Genomic DNA, 20,036 nt, shown 5'->3' with positions numbered 1-20,036 from the left:
GCGTCGGAAAGCGGCCGGGAAAGGAAATCTGCGCTCGGGCGCACGCCCGAGACTACTGCGTCATCGATTCGGCGCCGTCGGACACGACGAGGCGCACGGATTGGGTGGTCACATGCAGGCACGCCGACGCCACGATCTCGTCGCGGCTCACATGCAGGGCACGGGCGGCGCGATCGATATCCTGCACGACGCGCTCGGGCAGACACACGCCGATATGCACGGAACTCGACAGAATGCGCCCGGGCTCGATCTCGACGAAACGCCAGATGCCGTCGCCGGTATCGAGCGAGGACGCCTGGAGGACGGCCATGTCGGTGGTCGGCGGGGGAACGAGGCGCGGCCCCCGGTGATACAGGGCGATCGCGCGCAGCACGACCTGATCCGGCAATGCAGCGTAGGCGTTGCCCTCGGCAACCGCCTCGGGGAAATCCGCCAACGTGCCGCGATAACGAAACGGGCCGCGCCGCGTGATGTAGATCGGATAGTCCATGTCACCGCTCCTCGCCTCGCGAACCTGCGTGGCACGTGTCATGGTGCCGCATCGGGCGCACGCAATCGGTACGCTGCATGACGCTTTCGCTGCGAACCCGCATAGGCGGCGGCGTTCGCGACGCTTGCCGCCCTGCCTGGCCGCGCAGCCAACACCGTCTCGTGGCGAACCGACACGCTCCGCGTTCAGAGGCAGAATAATCAGACCACACGGGCAATCCGCGCTTCGATGCGGGCGATTCGGGCAGTGGCCATGTCTTATCACCAAAGAGGTAGCAAGATGACAACGGCAATGTGGGGCATCGTGGTCGGAATGGCGTTGATGTTCGGATTTTCGTTACGCATCGTTCGATTCAATGCTCAGGAACGTGCAACCGCGAACGGGCCGGTCAAGGCGCCGCCGCACCGATAAAAATCAAAAGCCGGCGCTTCGCCGGCTTCGACATCCGCCTTGCTGGGGCGGCTCCGCGCGCTGTTTGAGCGCGAAGAGGTTGGACAGTGGCGCGAACGGTACGCGGTATCGCGTGGGCAACCCAGGCCGCACCTGGATATCGGTTCATCATCGTCATGCCTTCGCGAGCCCGCGTCGGCGATATGTCAGGTTGCGCGTGCGCGTGTCGAAAGTCGGTACGATATCCGACGGTAACGATGGAGTCGTGGGATGTATGTCCGTCGTTTTCTTCGATGCCTTGCGGGTCAAGCTCCGAGGAAACGCCGCCGTGAAAAGCCATTGATCTGGCGCCGGGCACCGAGGCCCACGGTCAACGGCTCGATGCACCAACTTCACCCGCCGCACCAGGATTCATCGTGCGACGAGCCAAATTCGTGCACGGCGCAACCACGCCATGCCGCCCTTGCGGCTCCAACGCCCGATTCCGCCGTGCTTTCTTCGAGCACGCCCCGATCTGGCACGACTCTCGCTTCTCTCCCTCCAAACTTGTACACAAGAGGGAATACGAGATGATCGGCTGGACGATTGCGGACTGGATTGCCAACTATCAGGCAGGCGCCACCCCGGAGCAGCGCATCGGTGAGCTGCTTGCCTCGCTCGATACGCACGACAGTGCCTGGATCTCGGTCGCAACGGCCGAGGCGCTGCGCGCGCGCTTCGCGGCACTGGCGGCGCGGCTGGCCGACGCCGACGGCGACATCGCCGCGTTCCCGCTGTACGGCGTGCCGTTCGCGGCCAAGGACAATATCGATGTCGCAGGCTTCGACACCACCGCCGGCTGCCCGCCCTTCGCCTATCGCCCCGGCGAAGACGCCTCGCTGATCGCACGCCTGGTGGCGGCCGGCGCCATCCCGATCGGCAAGACCAATCTCGATCAATTCGCCACCGGCCTGGTGGGCGTGCGCACGCCGTACGGCATCCCGGCCAATGCCTTCGATCCCGAGTACATCTCCGGCGGCTCCAGCTCGGGATCGGCCCGCGTCGTGGCACGCGGCATCGTGCCGTTCTCGCTCGGCACCGATACGGCCGGCTCGGGCCGCATCCCGGCCGGATTGAACAATATCGTCGGGCTGAAGCCGACACGAGGCGCATTCAGCAACACCGGCGTGGTGCCGGCGTGCCGAACGCTCGACTGCGTATCCGTGTTCGCCACGACCACCGACGACGCAACCCGGGTGTACGACGTCGCCGCCGCGCTCGACGCGAAGGACGGCCTGTCGCGCGCCCAACCCGCCGGTTCGGCGGCATGGCGCGTGGCCGACGCACCGCGTTTCGGCATTCCCGCGGCGCCCGAGTTCTTCGGCGACGTATTGTCCGAGCGTGCGTTCCACGCGGCCGTCGCTCACCTGGAGGCGCGCGGTGCGACCTGCGTGCCCGTGGATTTCTCGGTATTCGACCGCGTGACGGCGCTGCTGTATCACGGCCCCTGGGTCGCCGAGCGCTATGCCGCGATCCGCGAATTCGCCTCGACGCACGAGACGGACATCCATCCCGTGGTGCGCGACGTGATCTTCAAGGCGCGTGAATTTTCGGCGGCCGACACGTTCGACGGCATTTACCGCCTGGCCGACCTCAAGCGCGAGGCCGATGCACTGCTTGCCCGGTTCGACGCACTGATCGTGCCGACGGCTCCCACCCACTACCGGATCGCCGAACTGCTGGCCGACCCGATCCGCCTGAACAGCAATCTCGGCAAGTACACGAACTTCGTGAACCTGCTCGATTGGAGCGCTGTGGCCGTGCCCGCCAACTTGCGCGAGGACGGCCTGCCGTTCGGCATCACCCTGATCGGCGACGCATGGCGCGAACGCGCGCTGGCCGAATTCGCGGGCGACTGGCATCGCGCCACCGGCCTCACACGCGGCGCCACCGGGGCGCCACTGTCGAGCGACAGGCCCGCCGCCGCCAGCGTGGCGCCGGCAGCCGGCATGATCCGCGTGGCCGTGGTCGGCGCGCACCTGCGCGGCATGCCGCTGAATCACGAACTGAGCTCGCGGCACGCGCGTTTCGTGGAAGCCACCACCACCGCCTCCGACTATCGCCTGTACGCGCTGGCCAACACCACGCCGCCGAAGCCCGGCCTCGCGCGTTCGGCCACCGGCGCACCGATCAAGGTGGAGCTGTGGGACATCGCGGCCACCGAGTTCGGCTCGTTCGTGGCGGGGATTCCCTCGCCGCTCGGCATCGGCACGCTGACGCTCGCCGACGGCCGGCAGGTCAAGGGCTTCATCTGCGAGCCCTATGCGCTGCCCGACGCGCTCGACATCACGGAATTCGGCGGCTGGGCCAGCTATCTCGCGAGCCGCCAGGCCTCGGCCGTGGCGACCCGCGCCTGAGGGGGCCGCCATGTTCGATACCGTCCTGATCGCCAATCGCGGTGAAATCGCTTGCCGCATCGCCCGCACGCTCAAGCGCATGGGTATCCGTTCCGTGGCCGTCTACTCCGATGCCGATCGCAACAGCCTGCACGTGAGCGCAGCCGACGAAGCGATTGCGCTCGGCGGCCATGGCGCCGCCGAGAGCTATCTGCGCACCGCTCTGATCATCGAGGCGGCCAAGCGTACCGGTGCGCAGGCCATCATCCCCGGCTACGGTTTCCTGTCCGAGAATTCGGCGTTCGCGGCACGCTGCGAAGCCGAGGGCATCGCCTTCGTCGGCCCGACACCGCACCAAATGGAGCAGTTCGGTCTCAAGCACGCCGCGCGCGCGCTCGCCGAGCAGGCCGGCGTGCCGCTCACGCCCGGCTCCGGCCTGCTGGCCGATGTGCGGGCCGCCCGCGAGGCCGCCGCCGCGATCGGCTATCCGGTGATGCTGAAGAGCACCGCCGGCGGCGGCGGCATCGGCCTCACACGCTGCAACGACGAAGCCGAACTCGTGACCGCCTTCGAATCGGTGCAGCGGCTCGGGCAATCGTTCTTCGCCAACGGCGGCGTGTTCGTCGAACGCTTCGTCGATCGCGCGCGTCATGTGGAAGTGCAAATTTTCGGCGACGGACTGGGCAACGTGCTCGCCCTCGGCGAGCGCGACTGTTCGCTGCAGCGCCGCAACCAGAAGGTGGTCGAGGAAACGCCCGCGCCGAACCTGCCCGAGCGCGTGCGCCGCGACCTGCTGGCCTCGGCGGCCAGCCTCGCGCGCTCGGTGTCATATCGCTCGGCCGGCACGGTCGAATTCATCTACGACGCCGCACAGGAATCGTTCTATTTTCTGGAGGTCAACACGCGCCTTCAGGTCGAGCATGCGATCACCGAGGGCGTGACCGGCATCGACCTGGTGGAGTGGATGATCGCGACCGCCGCCGGCGAGCCGCCCGCGCTCGATCGCGAGATCGTGCCGAGCGGCGCGTCGATCGAGGTGCGCATCTATGCCGAGAACCCGTTGCGCAACTTCGCGCCGAGCCCGGGCACGCTGACCGAAGTCGCGTTCCCGGCCGACGTGCGGGTCGACGGCTGGGTCGAAACGGGCACCGAGGTGTCCGCGCATTACGACCCGATGATCGCCAAGCTGATCGTGCACGGCGAGGACCGCCCGGCCGCCATTGCCGCGATGCGTCGGGCGCTCGATGCGACGCGACTGTCCGGCATCACCACCAATCTCGACTATCTGCGCAAGGTGGTGGCCAGCGACGGCTTCGGCAGCGGCCGCGTCTCGACGCGCTATCTGGACGGCTTCGCGTACCGCCCCGCCGTGGTCGAGGTGATCGAGGCCGGCACCTACACCACCGTGCAGGACTATCCCGGCCGTGTCGGGTATTGGAACATCGGCGTGCCGCCCTCCGGCCCGATGGACGACTGGGCGTTTCGCATCGCCAACCGCATCGTCGGCAACGTCGAGGCAGCGGCCGGCATCGAGACCACGGTGCTCGGGCCCACCCTTCGCTTCCACGCGGATACGCTCATCGCGCTGACCGGCGCCCCGACCGATGCGACACTCGACGCCGAGCCGGTTCCGTTCTGGGCACCCGTCGAGGTGTCGGCCGGCCAGACCCTGCGGATCGGCAAGGCGCAAAGCGGCTGCCGCACCTATCTGGCCGTGCGCAACGGCCTGGATATGCCGCGCTATCTCGGCAGCCGCTCGACCTTCGCGCTCGGCCAGTTCGGCGGCCATGCCGGCCGCACGCTGCGCGCGGCCGACGTGCTGCCGATCGCCGATCCGGCGCTGCCCGCCAGCGCCGCGCTCTCGCCGGCCTTCGCGCCGGAGGCGTTGCCGGCCTCGCTCGTGCCGACCTACGGCAACACCTGGGAAATCGGGGTGCTGTATGGTCCGCACGGCGCCCCGGACTTCTTCAGGCCGGAATCGATCGAGGCGTTCTTTTCGAGCGAGTGGGAAGTGCACTACAACTCGAACCGTCTCGGCATTCGCCTGAACGGCCCGAAGCCCCAATGGGCCCGTTCCGATGGCGGCGAAGCCGGCCTGCACCCGTCCAACATCCACGATTGCGAATATGCGATCGGCAGTATCAACTTCACGGGCGACATGCCCGTGATCCTGACCCGCGATGGCCCGAGCCTCGGCGGCTTCGTGTGCCCGGTCACGATCGCCAAGGCCGAGCTTTGGAAGGTCGGCCAGGTCAAACCGGGCGATCGCATCCGCTTCCGCGAGATGGGCTTCGACGATGCACTGGCGCTCGAGCGCAGGCAGGACGCGACGATGATCGACTTCTGCGCCGGTGTCGCGGGCAACGCGCCCGCGCTCGCGAGCCGCCGCGGTTCGCCGATCCTGTTCGAGGCGGCGGCTGACGGCGATCGTCCGAAGACGGTGTTCCGCCAGGCCGGCGACAAGTACGTCCTCGTCGAATACGGCGAAAACGTGCTCGACCTGAACCTGCGCTTTCGCATTCATGCGCTGATGGAAGCACTCGAGCAGGCCGATCATGCCGGCATCCTGGAGCTGTCGCCGGGGGTGCGCTCGCTGCAGGTTCGCTACGATAGCCGCGTGCTGCCGCAACGCTCGCTGGTGCGCGCGCTGGCCGCGGCCGACGACACGCTGGGCGACATCGCCACCATGAAGGTGCCGAGCCGAGTGGTGTACCTGCCGATGGCGTTCGAGGATTCGGCCACGCTCGACGCGGTCGCCCGCTACCGACAATCGGTACGCGACACGGCGCCGTGGCTGCCGAGCAATACGGAATTCATGCGGCGCATCAACGGGCTCGCCTCGGTGGACGCGGTGCGCGACGTCTTGTATCGCGCGCGCTACATGGTTCTGGGCCTGGGCGATGTGTATCTCGGCGCGCCCTGCGCGGTGCCGGTCGATCCGCGCGACCGCCTGTTGACCTCGAAATACAACCCTGCCCGCACCTACACGGCGGAAGGCACGGTGGGCATCGGCGGCGTGTACATGTGCATCTACGGCATGGATTCGCCGGGCGGCTATCAGCTCGTCGGCCGCACCTTGCCGATCTGGAACAAGTTCCTGAAAAACCGCCTGTTCGTGGAGGGCAAGCCGTGGTTGCTGCGCTTCTTCGACCAGGTGTGCTTCTACCCCGTCAGCGAAGCGGAACTCGATGCGCTGCGTGCCGATTTCCGCGAAGGCCGCGAGACGGTTCGCATCGAAGAGGAAGTCTTCGACCTCGGCGCCTACAACGCGTTTCTCGCCGGCATCGAACCCGAACTGCGCGAGTTCAGGCAAACCCAGCGGGCGGCGTTCGATGCCGAAGTCGCACACTGGGCGACGAGCGGCGCATCCGAAGCCGAAGCGCTGCCCAACGAGGAACGCCGATCGGCCGGCGGCGACGCCGATGTCGACGCGATCCGCGCCGACATCAGCGCCAACGTCTGGAAGCTGACCACCGCGCCCGGCGATACGGTCAGCGCGGGCGACACGCTGATGATCCTGGAGGCCATGAAAATGGAGTTTCCGGTGGTCGCCACACGCAACGGGACGATTAAGGACTTCCATTGTCGAGCAGGTATGATGGTCCAGGCAGGCGATCCGCTGGTTTCCCTCGCATGACGCCCCCGCTTCAGTCAACCGCTTCCGGAATTTCTCATGGTGGATAATCGCGCGCCCGACGGCCCGTCCCGGCAATCCAGCAATCTCGCCGCGCAGATCTACGCGCAGTTGAAGGCCGACATTTTCGACTTTCGGCTGTTGCCCGGCGACAAGTTCAGCGAGGGCGACATCGCCACGCGCATGCAGGTCAGCCGCACCCCGGTGCGGCAGGCGCTGTTCTGGCTGCAGCGCGAAGGCTACGTCGACGTGCACTTCAAGAGCGGCTGGCAGGTACGGGCGTTCGATTTCAAGTATTTCGAGGATCTGTACGAGATCCGCGTGATGATGGAAACGAATGCGATCGCGCGTATCGTCGCCGAAGATCTGCAACCGGCACTCGCGACCCTGCGCGGCATCTGGTGCGTCCCGCCCCGCAAGCGCGAGCAGGATGGCGTCAAAGTGGCCGCGCTGGACGAGGCGTTCCATGCGGGCCTGGTTGCCGCGGTCGGCAATCTGGAAATGGCACGCATGCACGCCGACGTCACCGAGCGCATCCGCATCATCCGCCGCCTCGACTTCACGAAAGCGCCACGCATCACGGCGACCTACCAGGAGCACGCCGCCATTCTCGATGCGATTGCGGCCGGCGACGACGCACCGGCCCAAGCGATGATCCGCGAGCACATCGCGGAAAGCCAGGCCGAGGTGAAACGCATCACGCTGTACATGATGCAAACCGCGCGCGAACGATACAGCAGCCGCGAAGACGCCTGATTCATGCACGCCTGACTGATGCGTCACCACCCGCGCCGCGCACCAGATTGACGCTGCCGCGCACCGAAATCGCTTCTCGACGGGTCCAAATTGGGCCCGTTTTTCTTGATCCTTCCTCGCAAACCTTGAATTACCGTGCTGGCACGAAAGCTGCTCTTTTGAACATCGTCTTGTATCCAAGACCAGATACAACATTCAACCACTTGGGACGATCCATGAAAAAGCGCGAGTTCTTGAAGGTCGCATCGGCAGTCGGGGTAGCGGGTCTGGCAGCAAAGGTGCCGTCGGCACTGGCACAAAGCACGGACAAAGGTCCGATCAAGGTCGGCATCCTGCATTCGCTGTCGGGCACGATGGCGATCTCCGAGACCTCGTTGAAGGACACCGCGCTGATGACCATCGCGGAGATCAACAAGGCGGGCGGCGTGATGGGCCGCCAGTTGCAGCCGGTGGTGGTCGATCCGGCCTCGAACTGGCCGCTGTTCGCCGAGAAGGCGCGCGGGCTGCTCACCCAGGACAAGGTCGCCGTCACGTTCGGCTGCTGGACCTCGGTGTCGCGCAAATCGGTGCTGCCGGTGTTCGAGGAACTGAACGGCCTGCTGTTCTACCCGGTGCAGTACGAAGGCGAGGAAATGTCGCGCAACGTGTTCTACACGGGCGCCGCGCCCAACCAGCAGGCGATCCCCGCCACCGAATACCTGATGAGTGCCGAAGGCGGCGCGGCCAAGCGCTTCTTCCTGCTCGGCACCGACTACGTGTACCCGCGCACGACCAACAAGATCCTGCGCGCGTTCCTGAAATCGAAGGGCGTTCAGGATGCCGATATTCAGGAGGTCTACACGCCGTTCGGTCATAGCGATTACCAGACCATCGTCTCGAACATCCGCACCTTCTCGCAAGGCGGCAAGACCTGCGTGATCTCCACCATCAACGGCGATTCGAACGTGCCGTTCTACAAGGAACTCGGCAACCAGGGCCTCAAGGCCACCGACGTGCCGGTGGTGGCGTTCTCGGTGGGCGAGGAAGAACTGCGCGGCATCGACACCAAGCCGCTGGTCGGCAACCTGGCCGCCTGGAACTACTTCATGTCGCTGCGCAATCCCGAGAACGCGAAGTTCAAGGCGATGTTCGCGGACTGGGTCAAGAAGAACAACCTGCCGGGCGGCGCCAAGCGCGTGACGAACGATCCGATGGAAGCGACCTTCGTCGGCATCCACATGTGGAAGCAGGCGGTCGAGAAGGCCAAGAGCACGGACGTCGACAAGGTGCGCGTGGCGATGATCGGCCAGAAGTTCAACGCGCCGTCGGGCTTCGTGCTGGAGATGGACGGCAATCACCACCTGCACAAGCCGGTGATGATCGGCGAGATCCGCGCCGACGGCCAGTTCAACGTGGTGTGGCGCACCAAGACGACGGTGCGCGCGCAACCGTGGAGCCCGTATATCCCGGGCAACGCGGGCAAGCCCGACGTGGTCAGCTCGATCGGCGACTTCCTGCGCCGCCGCCGCGCCGCGCTCGCCTGAGCGGGCGGCCGCCCGCGAGGCGGCATGGGTGGCCGTCATGGCCTCCGCGCACCGCGCCTCGCGCGCCGTGCGCGGCCGCTTCTCCCCGCGCGGCCGGCCGGTCGCGCGGTTCACCCTGCGGTTCAACCGACAGCCAGGATTTTCCGATGCTCACGTTCTCACGCCGCGCCCGACACGGCCTCGCCGCGCTCGCTGCTTTCGCCGCGCTCGCGTGCGTCGCGCCCAGCCCGGCGTTCGCGCTCGATGCCGCCGACACGGCCGCGCTGGCCGGCGACGATTTCGATGCGAAGCTCGCCGCAATCGATCATCTCTCGGCGGCAGGCGACGCCGCATCGGTCGCGCTGCTGCACGCGCTGGCCGACGGCGGCGTGCTCGCGACCGACGACGGCAAGCTGCTGGTGCAGGCCGACGACGGCAGCACCAAGGACGCCCTGAGCGGCGCCACCGTGCAGCCCGGCGACGCGCAAGCCATCACGCTCAACAACCTGCTGCGCAGCAAGGTGGCCAACGCGCTGTCGGCGCTCGACCTCGCCTCGCCCGATCTCGCCACGCGCACCGCTGCGGTCGATGCACTGCTCAAGAATCCCGATCCGTCGATCAAGCCGCTGATCGAAAAAGCGCGCGCGAAGGAAACCGATGCCACGCTCAAGCGCCGCCTCGACGCGCTGTGGGCGATCGCCGCGCTGCACGACAAGGACGCCGCCAAGCGGCTCGAAGCCGTCAAGGTGGTGGCCGCGCGCCACGATCTCGACATGATCGAGCAGTTGCGCCCGCTCGTCGCGAAGAACCCCGACGGCAGCTTCGCCGAACCCGATGCGCAGGTGCGCGCGGCGGCGCAGGAAGGCCTCGACGCGCTGCACTCGCTGCAGGAACGCGGCGAGATCGCCAGCACGCTGTTCGCCGGCCTCTCGCTCGGCAGCGTGCTGCTGCTCGCCGCGCTCGGCCTGGCGATCACCTACGGCCTGATCGGCGTGATCAACATGGCGCACGGCGAGTTCCTGATGATCGGCGCCTACGCCACCTACGTGGTGCAGACGCTGTTCCAGCGCTACGCGCCGGGCGCGTTCGACTGGTATCCGCTGCTGGCCGTGCCGGCCTCGTTCGTGGCCGCCGCCGTGGTGGGCGTGGTGCTGGAGCGCACCGTGCTCAAGCATCTGTACGGCCGCCCGCTCGAGACGCTGCTGGCCACCTTCGGCGTGAGCCTGATCCTGATCCAGGCCACCCGCATGATCTTCGGCGCGCAGAACGTGCAGGTCTCGAACCCGTCGTGGATGAGCGGCGGCGTGAGCGTCATGCAGAACCTGATCTTGCCGTACAACCGCATCGCGATCCTGGCGTTCTCGCTGATCGTGGTCGGCATCGCCTGGGCCGTGCTGACCCAGACTCGCCTCGGCCTGTTCGTGCGCGCCGTCACGCAGAACCGCCGGATGGCGGCCTGCGTCGGCGTGAAGACAGCTCGTGTGGATTCCTATGCATTCGCGTTCGGCGCGGGCATCGCCGGGCTCGGCGGCTGCGCGCTCTCGCAGATCGGCAACGTCGGCCCCGACCTCGGCCAGAACTACATCATCGATTCGTTCATGGCGGTGGTGCTCGGCGGCGTGGGCCAGATCGCCGGCACGGTGGTGGGCGGCTTCGGCCTCGGCCTCGTCAGCAAGGCGATCGAGCCGTTCTGGGGCGCCGTGCTCGCCAAGATCGTGGTGCTCGTCATGATCGTGCTGTTCATCCAGAAACGCCCGCAGGGCATGTTCGCCCTGAAGGGCCGCAGCGCGGAGGCCTGAAACATGACTTCGACCTCTTCCCTCGCCGCCGCGCCGGTCACGCCGGTCACTCTGCCCACCCCGGGCGCGGGCGGCACATCCGGCTTCGCGCTCGGCCTGCCGCCGCGTGCGGCGCTGCTGTCGCGCCGCGCCTGGCTCGCGCTGGTCGCGCTGTGCCTCGCGATCGGCATCGGCGTGCCGATCGCGGCGCTCGTCACGCCCGAATCGAGCACGTTTCATCTGTCGTCCTATGCAATGACGATCGCCGGCAAGTTCATGTGCTACGCGATCGGTGCGCTCGCGCTCGATCTCGTGTGGGGCTACTGCGGCATCCTGAGCCTCGGCCACGGCCTGTTCTTCGCGATCGGCGGCTATGCGATCGGCATGTACCTGATGCGCGAGATCGGCCACGACGGCGTGTACGGCAGCAACCTGCCCGACTTCATGGTGTTCCTGAACTGGAAATCGCTGCCGTGGTACTGGAGCGGCTCCGATCACCTGATCGTCGCATTGGTGTTGGTGGTGCTGGCGCCGGCCGTGATCGCCTGGGTGTTCGGCTTCTTCACGTTCCGCTCGCGCGTGAAGGGCGTGTACCTGTCGATCATCACGCAGGCCATGACGTTCGCCGCGATGCTGCTGTTCTATCGCAACGAAACCGGCTTCGGCGGCAACAACGGCTTCACCGATTTCAAGCGCCTGGCCGGCTACACCATCACCTCGCCCGGCATGCGCACGGTGTTGCTGCTGCTGACGTTCGCCACGCTGGTGCTCGCGTTCATCGCCGCGCGCGCGATCGTCACCTCGAAGCTCGGGCGGGTGGTCACCGCCGTGCGCGACGGCGAAACGCGGCTGATGTTCCTCGGCTACAGCCCGCTCGCCTACAAGCTGTTCGTGTGGACCGTGTCGGCCGTGCTGTGCGGCATCGCAGGCGCCTTGTACGTGCCGCAGGTGGGCATCATCAACCCGAGCGAGATGTCGCCGGGCAACTCGATCGAGATGGCGATCTGGGTGGCGGTGGGCGGGCGCGGCACGCTGATCGGCCCGATCATCGGCGCGTTCGCGGTGAACGGCGCGAAAAGCTTCTTCACGGCCTACTTCGCCGAATACTGGCTGTTCTTTCTTGGCCTGATCTTCGTGCTGGTGCCGCTCCTGATGCCGCGCGGCATCGTGGGCGTGATCGAATCCGTCATGAAACGTGGAGGCCGAAAGTGAGCGGAAGCCAAGTTACCGACCGTAGCGACGAACTGACCGTCAGTGGCGTTGCGTCGATGGGGCGCGTTGTCACCCCAGGCGAGATCGACGTATCCCACGGCACCATCCTGTACCTCGAAGACATCGAGGTCAGCTTTGACGGCTTTCGCGCGCTGAAGAAGCTCTCGCTGACGATCGATGCGGGCGAGTTGCGCTGCGTGATCGGCCCGAACGGCGCGGGCAAGACCACCATGATGGATGTGATCACCGGCAAGACGAAGGCCGATTCGGGCAAGGTGTTCCTCGGCCAGACCATCGACCTGTCGCGCATGAACGAGCCGGAAATCGCGCGCACCGGCATCGGCCGCAAGTTCCAGAAGCCGACCGTGTTCGAGGCGCATCCCGTCTGGGAAAACCTCGAACTGGCGATGAAAGCGGATAAAGGCTGGTTCGCATCGCTGCGCTCACGTCTGGATCGCCACGCTCAACAGCGCATCGAGGAAACCCTCGAACTGATCAAGCTCGAAGACAGCGCCTATCGGCTGGCCGGCGAGCTGTCGCATGGCCAGAAGCAGCGGCTCGAAATCGGCATGCTGCTGATGCAGCAACCGGCGCTGCTGCTGCTCGACGAGCCGGCGGCCGGCATGACCGACCACGAAACCATGGAACTCGCGCAGCTTTTGAACACGCTGCGCGGCACCTGCTCGATGATGGTGGTCGAACACGACATGGAGTTCGTCGCGGCGCTCGCGGGCGACACCGGCCGCGTGACCGTGATGGCCGAAGGCGCGGTGCTCGCGCAAGGCACGCTCGACACGGTCAAGCGCGACGAAGCCGTGATCGAGTCCTACCTCGGTCGATAAGGAATCCCCAGCATGTTGAAGATCGAATCGCTGAATCAGTTCTACGGCGGCAGCCACATCCTGCGCAACGTCAATCTCACCGCCGAGGACGGCAAGCTGACCGTGCTGCTCGGGCGCAACGGCGTGGGCAAGACCACGCTGCTGCGCTGCCTGATGGGCGTGGTGGCCGCGAAGAACGGCAGCGTGGCGTGGCGCGGCAAGCCGCTCGATGCGCTCGCCCCGCATGCACGCGTCGCCGCCGGGCTGGCCTACGTGCCGCAGGGTCGCGACATCTTTCCGCGCCTGACGGTCGAGGAAAACCTGCTGGTGGGCGCGGCGAGCCGCAAGGCGCCGTCGAAGGTGCCGGACCGCATCTACGAATTGTTTCCGGTGCTGAAGGACATGCGCGCGCGGCGTGGCGGCGACCTGTCGGGCGGGCAGCAGCAACAGCTTGCGATCGGCCGTGCGCTGATGAGCGAGCCGCAATTGCTGATCCTCGACGAGCCGACCGAAGGCATCCAGCCGTCGATCATCCAGGACATCGGCCGCACGCTGCGCCAGCTCGTCGACGAAACCAACATGACCGTGCTGCTGGTCGAGCAGTACTACGATTTCGCACGCTCGATCGCCGATCAGTATTGGGTGATGAGCCGCGGCGAGATCGTCACCGGCGGCGCCGGCAGCGAGATGGAAGCGAACGGGGTTAGAGAACTGATCGCCGTGTGAGCGTAGGCAAGCGCATGCCGCGTATCGCCGGCCTGTTGCATGGATTGGCGGGGCCGTCGCGCCGGCCGGGCGCAGGTCTGGCCGGCCCCCGGCCGGCTCGATCCTTTCATGATGATCGCCCCATGACAGGCACCCGGTTCACGTTCAGACATTCGTCCCGCAAGCGGCCGTCGAACGACCTGGCGAACCGATCATTCGAGGCTTCGGCCGGAGCGGATGCAGCACGTCTGCACAGGCCTCGATAATTTGATGCCCCCCTATGCCGGTGGCCCGCCGTAGTGGATGATCTGCCTGGGTTCGGCGCGCGCTTGTGTGCCGCCTGCCATCGCCACCAGGAGACCTTATCGATGCCCCTCATTCAGATTCCCGTGTTGACTGCCGACCAATATCCGACGGCCGCCCTCAACCCCGCCCAAGTCGTGACGATCTCTCGCTCCACCACCGCGCCGGGCGGCACCACGATCGGGCTGAATGCGCGCGACCCCCAACCCGTCACGCATACGCCGCACGTCCGGGCCCGCACGCTCACCTCGCCCACCCCGCTGGTCGACGTCCTGGCCGCGCTGACCGCCGCCGGCGTGCCGCTCGTGCCGGTCGAACTGAAGTCGGCCACCCCGCTCGATTACCACGTGAATCCGAATGCGATCGTCGCCGTACAACCGATGAAGACGGGCAATGGCCATGTGTGGCTGAGCAACGGCGAGATACTGTTCGTGACGCCTGACGCGCTCCAGGCGCTCTCGGCACTGCTGGTCGCCCCGCCGGCTGCCGTCGCCGCCGGCCGGATCTGACGAGGCCGCCCCGCCCCAGGCGAAAAACCCGGCCGAAGCCGGGTCGATCGAGACTTCGCGAGCCTTGGCGAGGCATGGCGCGCCCGATTCGATCGCGCAACGGGCCGCGTGCCGCCCCGGCTTCTCAAGGTTGGCGGGAATCAGTCCACCCGATCGATGAACTTCGCGCAGAGCTCGATGAAACGGACTGTCCACGGCGCGTTGCCTTCGGCCCGGAACGCGACGGCCATGTCCGACATGAGTTCGCAGTCGTCCAGCGCTTCATACACGACGCCCGGCAATGCGAGCTTGGCCACGGACTCGGGCACGAGCGCCACGCCGCGTCCTGCGGCGACCAGCCCGACGATCGTCGAGAACTGATGTGAGCGACTGACGATGCGTGGCGCGAAGCCGGCCGCGCGGCAAACGCGCAGTGCCGTGTCGTAAAAGCCATGCCCTTCTCGCAGGTGAGTGGCGAGAAACGGTTCGTCCCGCAAGTCGGCGACGTGGACAGGCTTGCCGGCGAGTCGATGGCCTTCTCGCAGGCAGGCCATGACGCCCTCCCTGCGTACCACGACGGTCCGCAACATCGCCGGCAATTCGCCGGCCGGCAATCGCAAGACCGCGACATCCGCGCGTCCCTCCTCGAGAAACGTGATTTGCGATTGCTGGTCGGCTTCCGTGAGGCCGACCGCCACGTCCGGCGCGATGCGCTCGAAGGCGGACAGCAACGCCGGAAGAATCCCCGAGTACACCATCGAGCTCGCATAGCTGATCTCCAGACGGCCGACCTCTCCGCGTTGCGCGCGTGCGGCGACCAAGCTTGCCCGCTCGAGCTGCGCCAAAACGCCCCGCGCCTCCACCAGAAACTCCTGCCCGACCGGCGTGAGATTGACATTGCGCGGCCCCCGATCCAACAGCCTGACCCCCAATGCGGATTCCAGCCGTTGGATATGTTGCGACATGGCCGGCTGCGCGAGCCGCAATTTTTCTGCCGCCCGGCCGAAATGCAAGGTCTCCGCGAGCGTGACAAACGAACGAATCCACCTTAAATCCATAGCCCCTCCATCGATCACGAATCGCAATCGTATACCGGCCAAATAATTATTGGACGCAATCGATCCGCCGAAACATACTGAAAAAACGATAGAGGAGACAGCGATGCAAACAAAGTCAGAGGCGTATTCGGCCACTGCCCACGGCCCTACCGACCACGCCGCTTTTACCGCGACCGCGGAAAAGAACGCCTCGCGCGCCCTCGATCGCAAGCTGTTTCGGAGAATCGTTCCGCTGGCCGTGATTGGCTACGTCATCGCGCAGATCGATCGCAGCAACGTGGCGTTTGCAAAACTGCAATTCATGACCGACCTGTCGTTCAGCGAGGCGATCTATGGATTGGGCGCGGGGCTCTTTTTCGCCGGCTATTTCCTTTTCGAAGTGCCGAGCAACCTGCTTCTCGCTCGCATCGGCGCACGATTGACGTTCGCTCGAATCATGGTGCTGTGGGGTGCCTTATCCGTCGGAATGGGGTTTGTCTCGACGCCCGCCGAGTTTTACGTCATGCGGTTCCTGCTCGGCGCGGCCGAAGCCGGCTTCTTTCCAGGCATCATCCTTTACTTCAGCTATTGGCTTCCGCCTGAAATCAGGGGCCGGGCAACCGCGATTTTCGCCATGGGCGCTTCCATCGCCGGCATTATCGGCAGCCCCTTGTCGGCCTGGCTGATGTCGCTGGATGGATTGCACGCGTTGCGCGGCTGGCAATTGATCTTCATCTATGAAGGCATCCCGGCGATTCTTCTTGGCGTCTTCTGCTTCTTCTACGTTCAGGACAAGCCCGAACGGGCGCACTGGCTGTCTCCGGAAGAAAAGACGCTGCTTCGTGAACGCCTTGGTGCGGACAAGCCCGCCGAGACGCATTCACGCGGTGCGCTCGCGCAAGCGTTCCGCGATCCGACCGTTTATCTGTTCGCACTGGCCTACCTGTCCATTCTTGCCGGCACGCAGGCAGTCTCGCTTTGGACGCCCACGCTGCTGAAAAAGCTCGGCATCGACATCACGACGATCGGGCTCCTCGCGGCCATTCCACCGGCAGCGGCCATGATCGGCATCTTCCTCGTAGGCCGGAGTTCCGACCGGCGCCAGGAACGCCGCTGGCACTTCGCACTGTCGATGCTTGTCGCGGCGGCATGCCTGGCGCTGCTGCCGCTCGCCGCGAACAGCACGCTTGGCATCGTCGCGCTGATGGCCCTGGTGGCAAGCGGCGCATGGGCCGCGCTTGCCGTGTTCTGGACTATTCCGCCCGCCTACCTGGCGCCGAATGCAAAGGCGGGCGGTATCGCATTCATCAGCAGCGCGGGGGCGATCGGCGGATTCGTGAGCCCTCTGATTGTCGGCGGGTCAAGCAATCTGACGGGCAGTCTTTACGCCGGATTTGCCTGCATCGGCGCGATGCTGGCCATCTCCGCGATGACGCTCGTTCTGGGCGTTGCGCGCAGCCGCGGCGCCTAGAGAGAAGACCTCCTTCGAACCCGCACTATCCACTACGGCATGCCCATGCAAATCACTTCCATCGAATCCATCGTCATCGATCTGCCAACCGTTCGCCCTCACAAGCTGGCGATGGCCACGATCAACAGCCAGAGCCTGGTGATCGTTCGCGTGCGCGACGCCGACGGCGCGGTGGGCCTCGGCGAGGCCTCGGTCATTCCGCACTATGGCGCCGAAACCGTCGAAGCCATCAAGGCCGTCATCGACGGATATCTCGCGCCGGCGGTGCTCGGCGCGGACCCGGCAAACTTCGCACTCCTCCACAAGAAAATGGATGGATCGGTGAAGGACAACCACTATGCGAAGGCCGCCGTGGAAATGGCGTGTGTCGATCTTGCAGCGCGCCGCTTGGGTGTTGCGTCGTCCGCACTCTTCGGCGGATCGGTACGCGACGCGTTGCCGGTTCTCCTGGTGCTTGGCAACGGGGAAGAACACAGCGATATCGCGCTTGCGGAAGAAAAGCTGGAACAACGCCAGCACAAGCTCTTCCTCGTCAAGGTGGGCAAAGGCGAGCTGCGCAAAGACGTGGAACGTGCCTGCGCAATCAAGCACGCGCTTGGCGACCGAGCGCGAGTGCATGTGGACGCGAATCAGTGCTGGGACGAATCCGCTGCGACGTGGGCAATCGAACGCCTGGAAGATGCCGGCATCGCCGTCGTCGAGCAACCTCTCCCCCGCTCCAATGTCGACGGCATGCGCCGCTTGTGCGAGCGCTTCACGATACCGATCATGGCGGACGAGCCGATTGAAACCGTCGAGAATGCCCTTGATTTCGCCCGCCGGAACGCGGCCGATGCATTCTCGATCAAGGTCACCAAGCACGGCGGCATTGCGCCGACCCGCAAGGTCATCAACATTGCGGAAGCCGCCGGCATTTCCCTGTTCGGCGGGACGATGCTCGAAAGCGGCATCGGAACGGCGGCGTACGCGCAGATTTTTTCAACCGCCAACCAACTCGACTGGGGCTGCCAACTCTTCGGCCCCCTGCTCTTTTCCGATTCGATTACCGTCGAGCAGCCTGAATACAAGGATTTCCATCTGACCGTGCCGCAAGGCCCGGGTTTCGGCATGCGAATCGACGAGGACAAGCTTTCCTACTATCGCCGTGACGGCGGCCGTTACAAGCGCGCAATTTAAATGGGAGAAGACCATGCCGTACGTGATTGAAACCTGGGACCGCCCCAATAGCTTCCCGCTGCGACTGGAGGCACGACCCGAACACCTCGACTATCTGGCGAAACATGCATCCTTCCTTCTCGCCTGTGGCGCGAAGCTGAACGACGACGGCAAAGACCTCGGCGGCGGACTGTATGTCGTCGACACCGAGGAAAGAGACGTTGCACAAGCGTTCATCGAAGCCGATCCCTTCTACAAGGTCGGTCTCTTCGAAAAGATCAACATGACACGCTGGCGCAAGGCCTACGTGGATGGAATCTGTTTTCTCGGATAATCGACCTCACTCCGGAAAACCGCGGCGGCGGCATGAAGACAATCGGGCAGCCGCCGAATCTGAGGGATAAGCCGAACGCGCAATGAAATCTTTGGCTCAAGTCGGGGATTTTTTACGGTCGGGCCGAATGGTGCGTCCGGCGAGGTTCGCGTCCCCCAGCTCATGCTCCCTCTCGCCGTTTCGGCTTTTGCAGGCGTGGGCCGGCTCGATGACGGCGAACTGGCTGCGGTCCTTGCCCCTGATCCAGAGCGGAACGTTGCCGCGCCCACACCACTCCCGCCCGCTCGCCGGATCGCGATACCGCACCGGCAGCGCTTTCACGACGTACGGGCCGCGCCCGCCATTTCTGCCGATCAGGTCGCGATGCTTGATCGCATAGGTTTCCATCAGCGTGTGAACCGCCTCGATCGCATCGGTACGCTCGCGGGCGCGCGTGCGCTCGATTTGCTCATCCAGCGCGGCCAGCTCCGCGACGAGCTGCGGATATGTCTTTCGGGCCTTTCGGGTTCTTCCTGCATTCATCTTCCGCTTTCCTGCCTCACGCTCTCATGAGAACCGCAAAAACCATTCGCATGACTAATCGATTGCTTGAAACGAGCCGGTGTTTTCGGCCGGCTTCGCCGGCATGTCCCGAGCCGGTCCGATACGACCCGCCACGGAGACGAACTCGCTTCGCATCCTTTCGCATATCAAGTGATATTTGAAAGGAAAACGCAATGATAGCCAGTTGAATTTTAAATATCAACTGATATCCTTCGTGCCATGAAACCGGCGACCCAACCCCCACGACTGAGCCGCGAAGCAAGCCGATTGCAGACTCGTGCGCATTTGCTTGCCGCGGGGAAACGGCTGTTTGTCGAGCGCGGGTTCGGCGCCACGTCGCTCAGGGATATCGCGGCCGAAGCCGGGTATACGCAGGGTGCGTTCTATTCGAACTTCGCCAGCAAGGACGCGCTGTTCCTGGCGCTGATGCAGGAGCGCTCGACGTCGCAAGTGGCCGACATCGCCGCCGCGCTGAGGGACCCGGCGGCCTCCGCGGACGATATCCTGAATGCGCTGGAATCCTGGGCGCGAACGCTCGATGCCGAGCCGGAGTGGTCGGTGTTGGGCGTCGAATTCAAGCTTCACGGCGGGCGCAACAGCGATTTTGCGGCGACCTCGCAGGCCTTGCTCGATGCGCATCGCGACGGTCTCGCCTATTGCATTGCGCAGATTTTCGCCAGATTGGGGAAGGTGCCGCCGGAGCCGCCGATCGTGCTGGCCATCTCGTTCATGGGGCTTTCGCAGGGCCTGGCGTTGCAGCGTTCGATGCTGTCCGAGGCGCCGATCGGACACATGATCATGGTGTTCCTGCGCAGCTTGCTGGCGGCGGCGGCGCCGGTGCGTTGATCGGCGCGGCGGCCGCCGGCGATAGCGGGAGCCGGTGCGTTCCGCAACGCATCAAACACCGGGGTTTCGGCTCCGATGAAGCGGCACGGCAAGCTTGACTAGCGATTCTTCCTCGCCATTTGGCCAGGCTCGAAAAACCGGACGTCACGCTCCAGTGCCGCTGGCGTTTCGGCCTTCAACAGTTCGAGCCATGCAC

At 65.4% G+C, this 20,036-nt stretch carries 16 protein-coding genes; 13 read left to right on the top strand and 3 right to left on the bottom strand.

What is annotated here, in order from left to right:
* Positions 1–52 precede the first annotated feature (52 nt).
* Complete coding sequence (locus AB4851_RS23005; protein WP_414451591.1) at positions 53–490, bottom strand: type II toxin-antitoxin system HicB family antitoxin; 438 nt, start codon at positions 488–490, stop codon at positions 53–55.
* A gap of 959 nt (positions 491–1,449) precedes the next feature.
* Between AB4851_RS23005 and atzF the strand changes: the two genes are divergently transcribed.
* From atzF to AB4851_RS22960, 9 genes are all read left to right on the top strand, one after another.
* Positions 1,450–3,276 (top strand): allophanate hydrolase, encoded by a 1,827-nt coding sequence (atzF, locus tag AB4851_RS23000; RefSeq protein WP_414451590.1) that lies wholly within the window; start codon positions 1,450–1,452, stop codon positions 3,274–3,276.
* 10 nt (positions 3,277–3,286) lie between these two features.
* The gene (gene uca, locus AB4851_RS22995) at positions 3,287–6,892 is read left to right on the top strand and encodes an urea carboxylase (protein WP_414451589.1); all 3,606 of its coding nucleotides are present in this window, start codon (positions 3,287–3,289) and stop codon (positions 6,890–6,892) included.
* Between the two features lie 36 nt (positions 6,893–6,928).
* On the top strand, positions 6,929–7,645 hold the full coding sequence (locus AB4851_RS22990) for a GntR family transcriptional regulator (RefSeq protein WP_414442276.1): 717 nt from the start codon (positions 6,929–6,931) through the stop codon (positions 7,643–7,645).
* Positions 7,646–7,860: 215 nt separating this feature from the next.
* A complete protein-coding gene (urtA, locus tag AB4851_RS22985; protein ID WP_414451588.1) occupies positions 7,861–9,168 on the top strand; it encodes an urea ABC transporter substrate-binding protein in 1,308 nt (435 codons plus the stop codon).
* A 146-nt stretch (positions 9,169–9,314) separates the two neighbouring features.
* Complete coding sequence (urtB, locus tag AB4851_RS22980; RefSeq protein WP_414451587.1) at positions 9,315–10,946, top strand: urea ABC transporter permease subunit UrtB; 1,632 nt, start codon at positions 9,315–9,317, stop codon at positions 10,944–10,946.
* A gap of 3 nt (positions 10,947–10,949) precedes the next feature.
* Positions 10,950–12,137 carry an urea ABC transporter permease subunit UrtC gene (gene urtC, locus AB4851_RS22975; protein WP_414451586.1) on the top strand — a complete coding sequence of 396 codons (1,188 nt, stop codon included), beginning with the start codon at positions 10,950–10,952 and terminating at the stop codon, positions 12,135–12,137.
* Positions 12,138–12,193: 56 nt separating this feature from the next.
* Positions 12,194–12,979, top strand: a complete 786-nt coding sequence (gene urtD, locus AB4851_RS22970; RefSeq protein WP_414451922.1) for an urea ABC transporter ATP-binding protein UrtD — start codon at positions 12,194–12,196, stop codon at positions 12,977–12,979.
* 12 nt (positions 12,980–12,991) lie between these two features.
* Positions 12,992–13,684 (top strand): urea ABC transporter ATP-binding subunit UrtE, encoded by a 693-nt coding sequence (gene urtE, locus AB4851_RS22965; RefSeq protein WP_414442280.1) that lies wholly within the window; start codon positions 12,992–12,994, stop codon positions 13,682–13,684.
* Positions 13,685–14,031: 347 nt separating this feature from the next.
* Positions 14,032–14,475 (top strand): hypothetical protein, encoded by a 444-nt coding sequence (locus tag AB4851_RS22960; protein WP_414451585.1) that lies wholly within the window; start codon positions 14,032–14,034, stop codon positions 14,473–14,475.
* Between the two features lie 140 nt (positions 14,476–14,615).
* On the opposite strand, the gene AB4851_RS22955 is transcribed toward AB4851_RS22960, so the two are convergent.
* Positions 14,616–15,512, bottom strand: a complete 897-nt coding sequence (locus tag AB4851_RS22955; RefSeq protein ID WP_414451584.1) for a LysR substrate-binding domain-containing protein — start codon at positions 15,510–15,512, stop codon at positions 14,616–14,618.
* Positions 15,513–15,615: 103 nt separating this feature from the next.
* On the opposite strand from AB4851_RS22955, the gene AB4851_RS22950 reads away from it, so the two are divergent.
* Genes AB4851_RS22950 through AB4851_RS22940 form a run of 3 tightly spaced genes read left to right on the top strand, consistent with a single transcriptional unit; the run spans position 15,616 to position 18,451 of the window.
* Positions 15,616–16,962, top strand: a complete 1,347-nt coding sequence (locus tag AB4851_RS22950; protein WP_414451583.1) for an MFS transporter — start codon at positions 15,616–15,618, stop codon at positions 16,960–16,962.
* A 45-nt stretch (positions 16,963–17,007) separates the two neighbouring features.
* The gene (locus tag AB4851_RS22945; protein WP_414451582.1) at positions 17,008–18,138 is read left to right on the top strand and encodes a muconate cycloisomerase family protein; all 1,131 of its coding nucleotides are present in this window, start codon (positions 17,008–17,010) and stop codon (positions 18,136–18,138) included.
* A 13-nt stretch (positions 18,139–18,151) separates the two neighbouring features.
* Complete coding sequence (locus AB4851_RS22940; protein WP_414451581.1) at positions 18,152–18,451, top strand: YciI family protein; 300 nt, start codon at positions 18,152–18,154, stop codon at positions 18,449–18,451.
* Between the two features lie 96 nt (positions 18,452–18,547).
* On the opposite strand, the gene AB4851_RS22935 is transcribed toward AB4851_RS22940, so the two are convergent.
* Complete coding sequence (locus AB4851_RS22935; RefSeq protein WP_414451580.1) at positions 18,548–18,973, bottom strand: H-NS family nucleoid-associated regulatory protein; 426 nt, start codon at positions 18,971–18,973, stop codon at positions 18,548–18,550.
* A 240-nt stretch (positions 18,974–19,213) separates the two neighbouring features.
* Here AB4851_RS22935 and AB4851_RS22930 point away from each other — a divergent pair, with 240 nt between their 5' ends.
* Positions 19,214–19,840 carry a TetR/AcrR family transcriptional regulator gene (locus tag AB4851_RS22930; RefSeq protein WP_414451579.1) on the top strand — a complete coding sequence of 209 codons (627 nt, stop codon included), beginning with the start codon at positions 19,214–19,216 and terminating at the stop codon, positions 19,838–19,840.
* The last annotated feature ends 196 nt before the right edge of the window (positions 19,841–20,036 follow it).

This window comes from Burkholderia sp. 22PA0099 (genome assembly GCF_047497165.1).
Classification (GTDB): Bacteria; Pseudomonadota; Gammaproteobacteria; order Burkholderiales; family Burkholderiaceae; genus Burkholderia.
The sequence above is the reverse complement of the archived record's forward strand: the minus strand, read 5'-3'. Positions and strand labels throughout refer to the sequence as shown.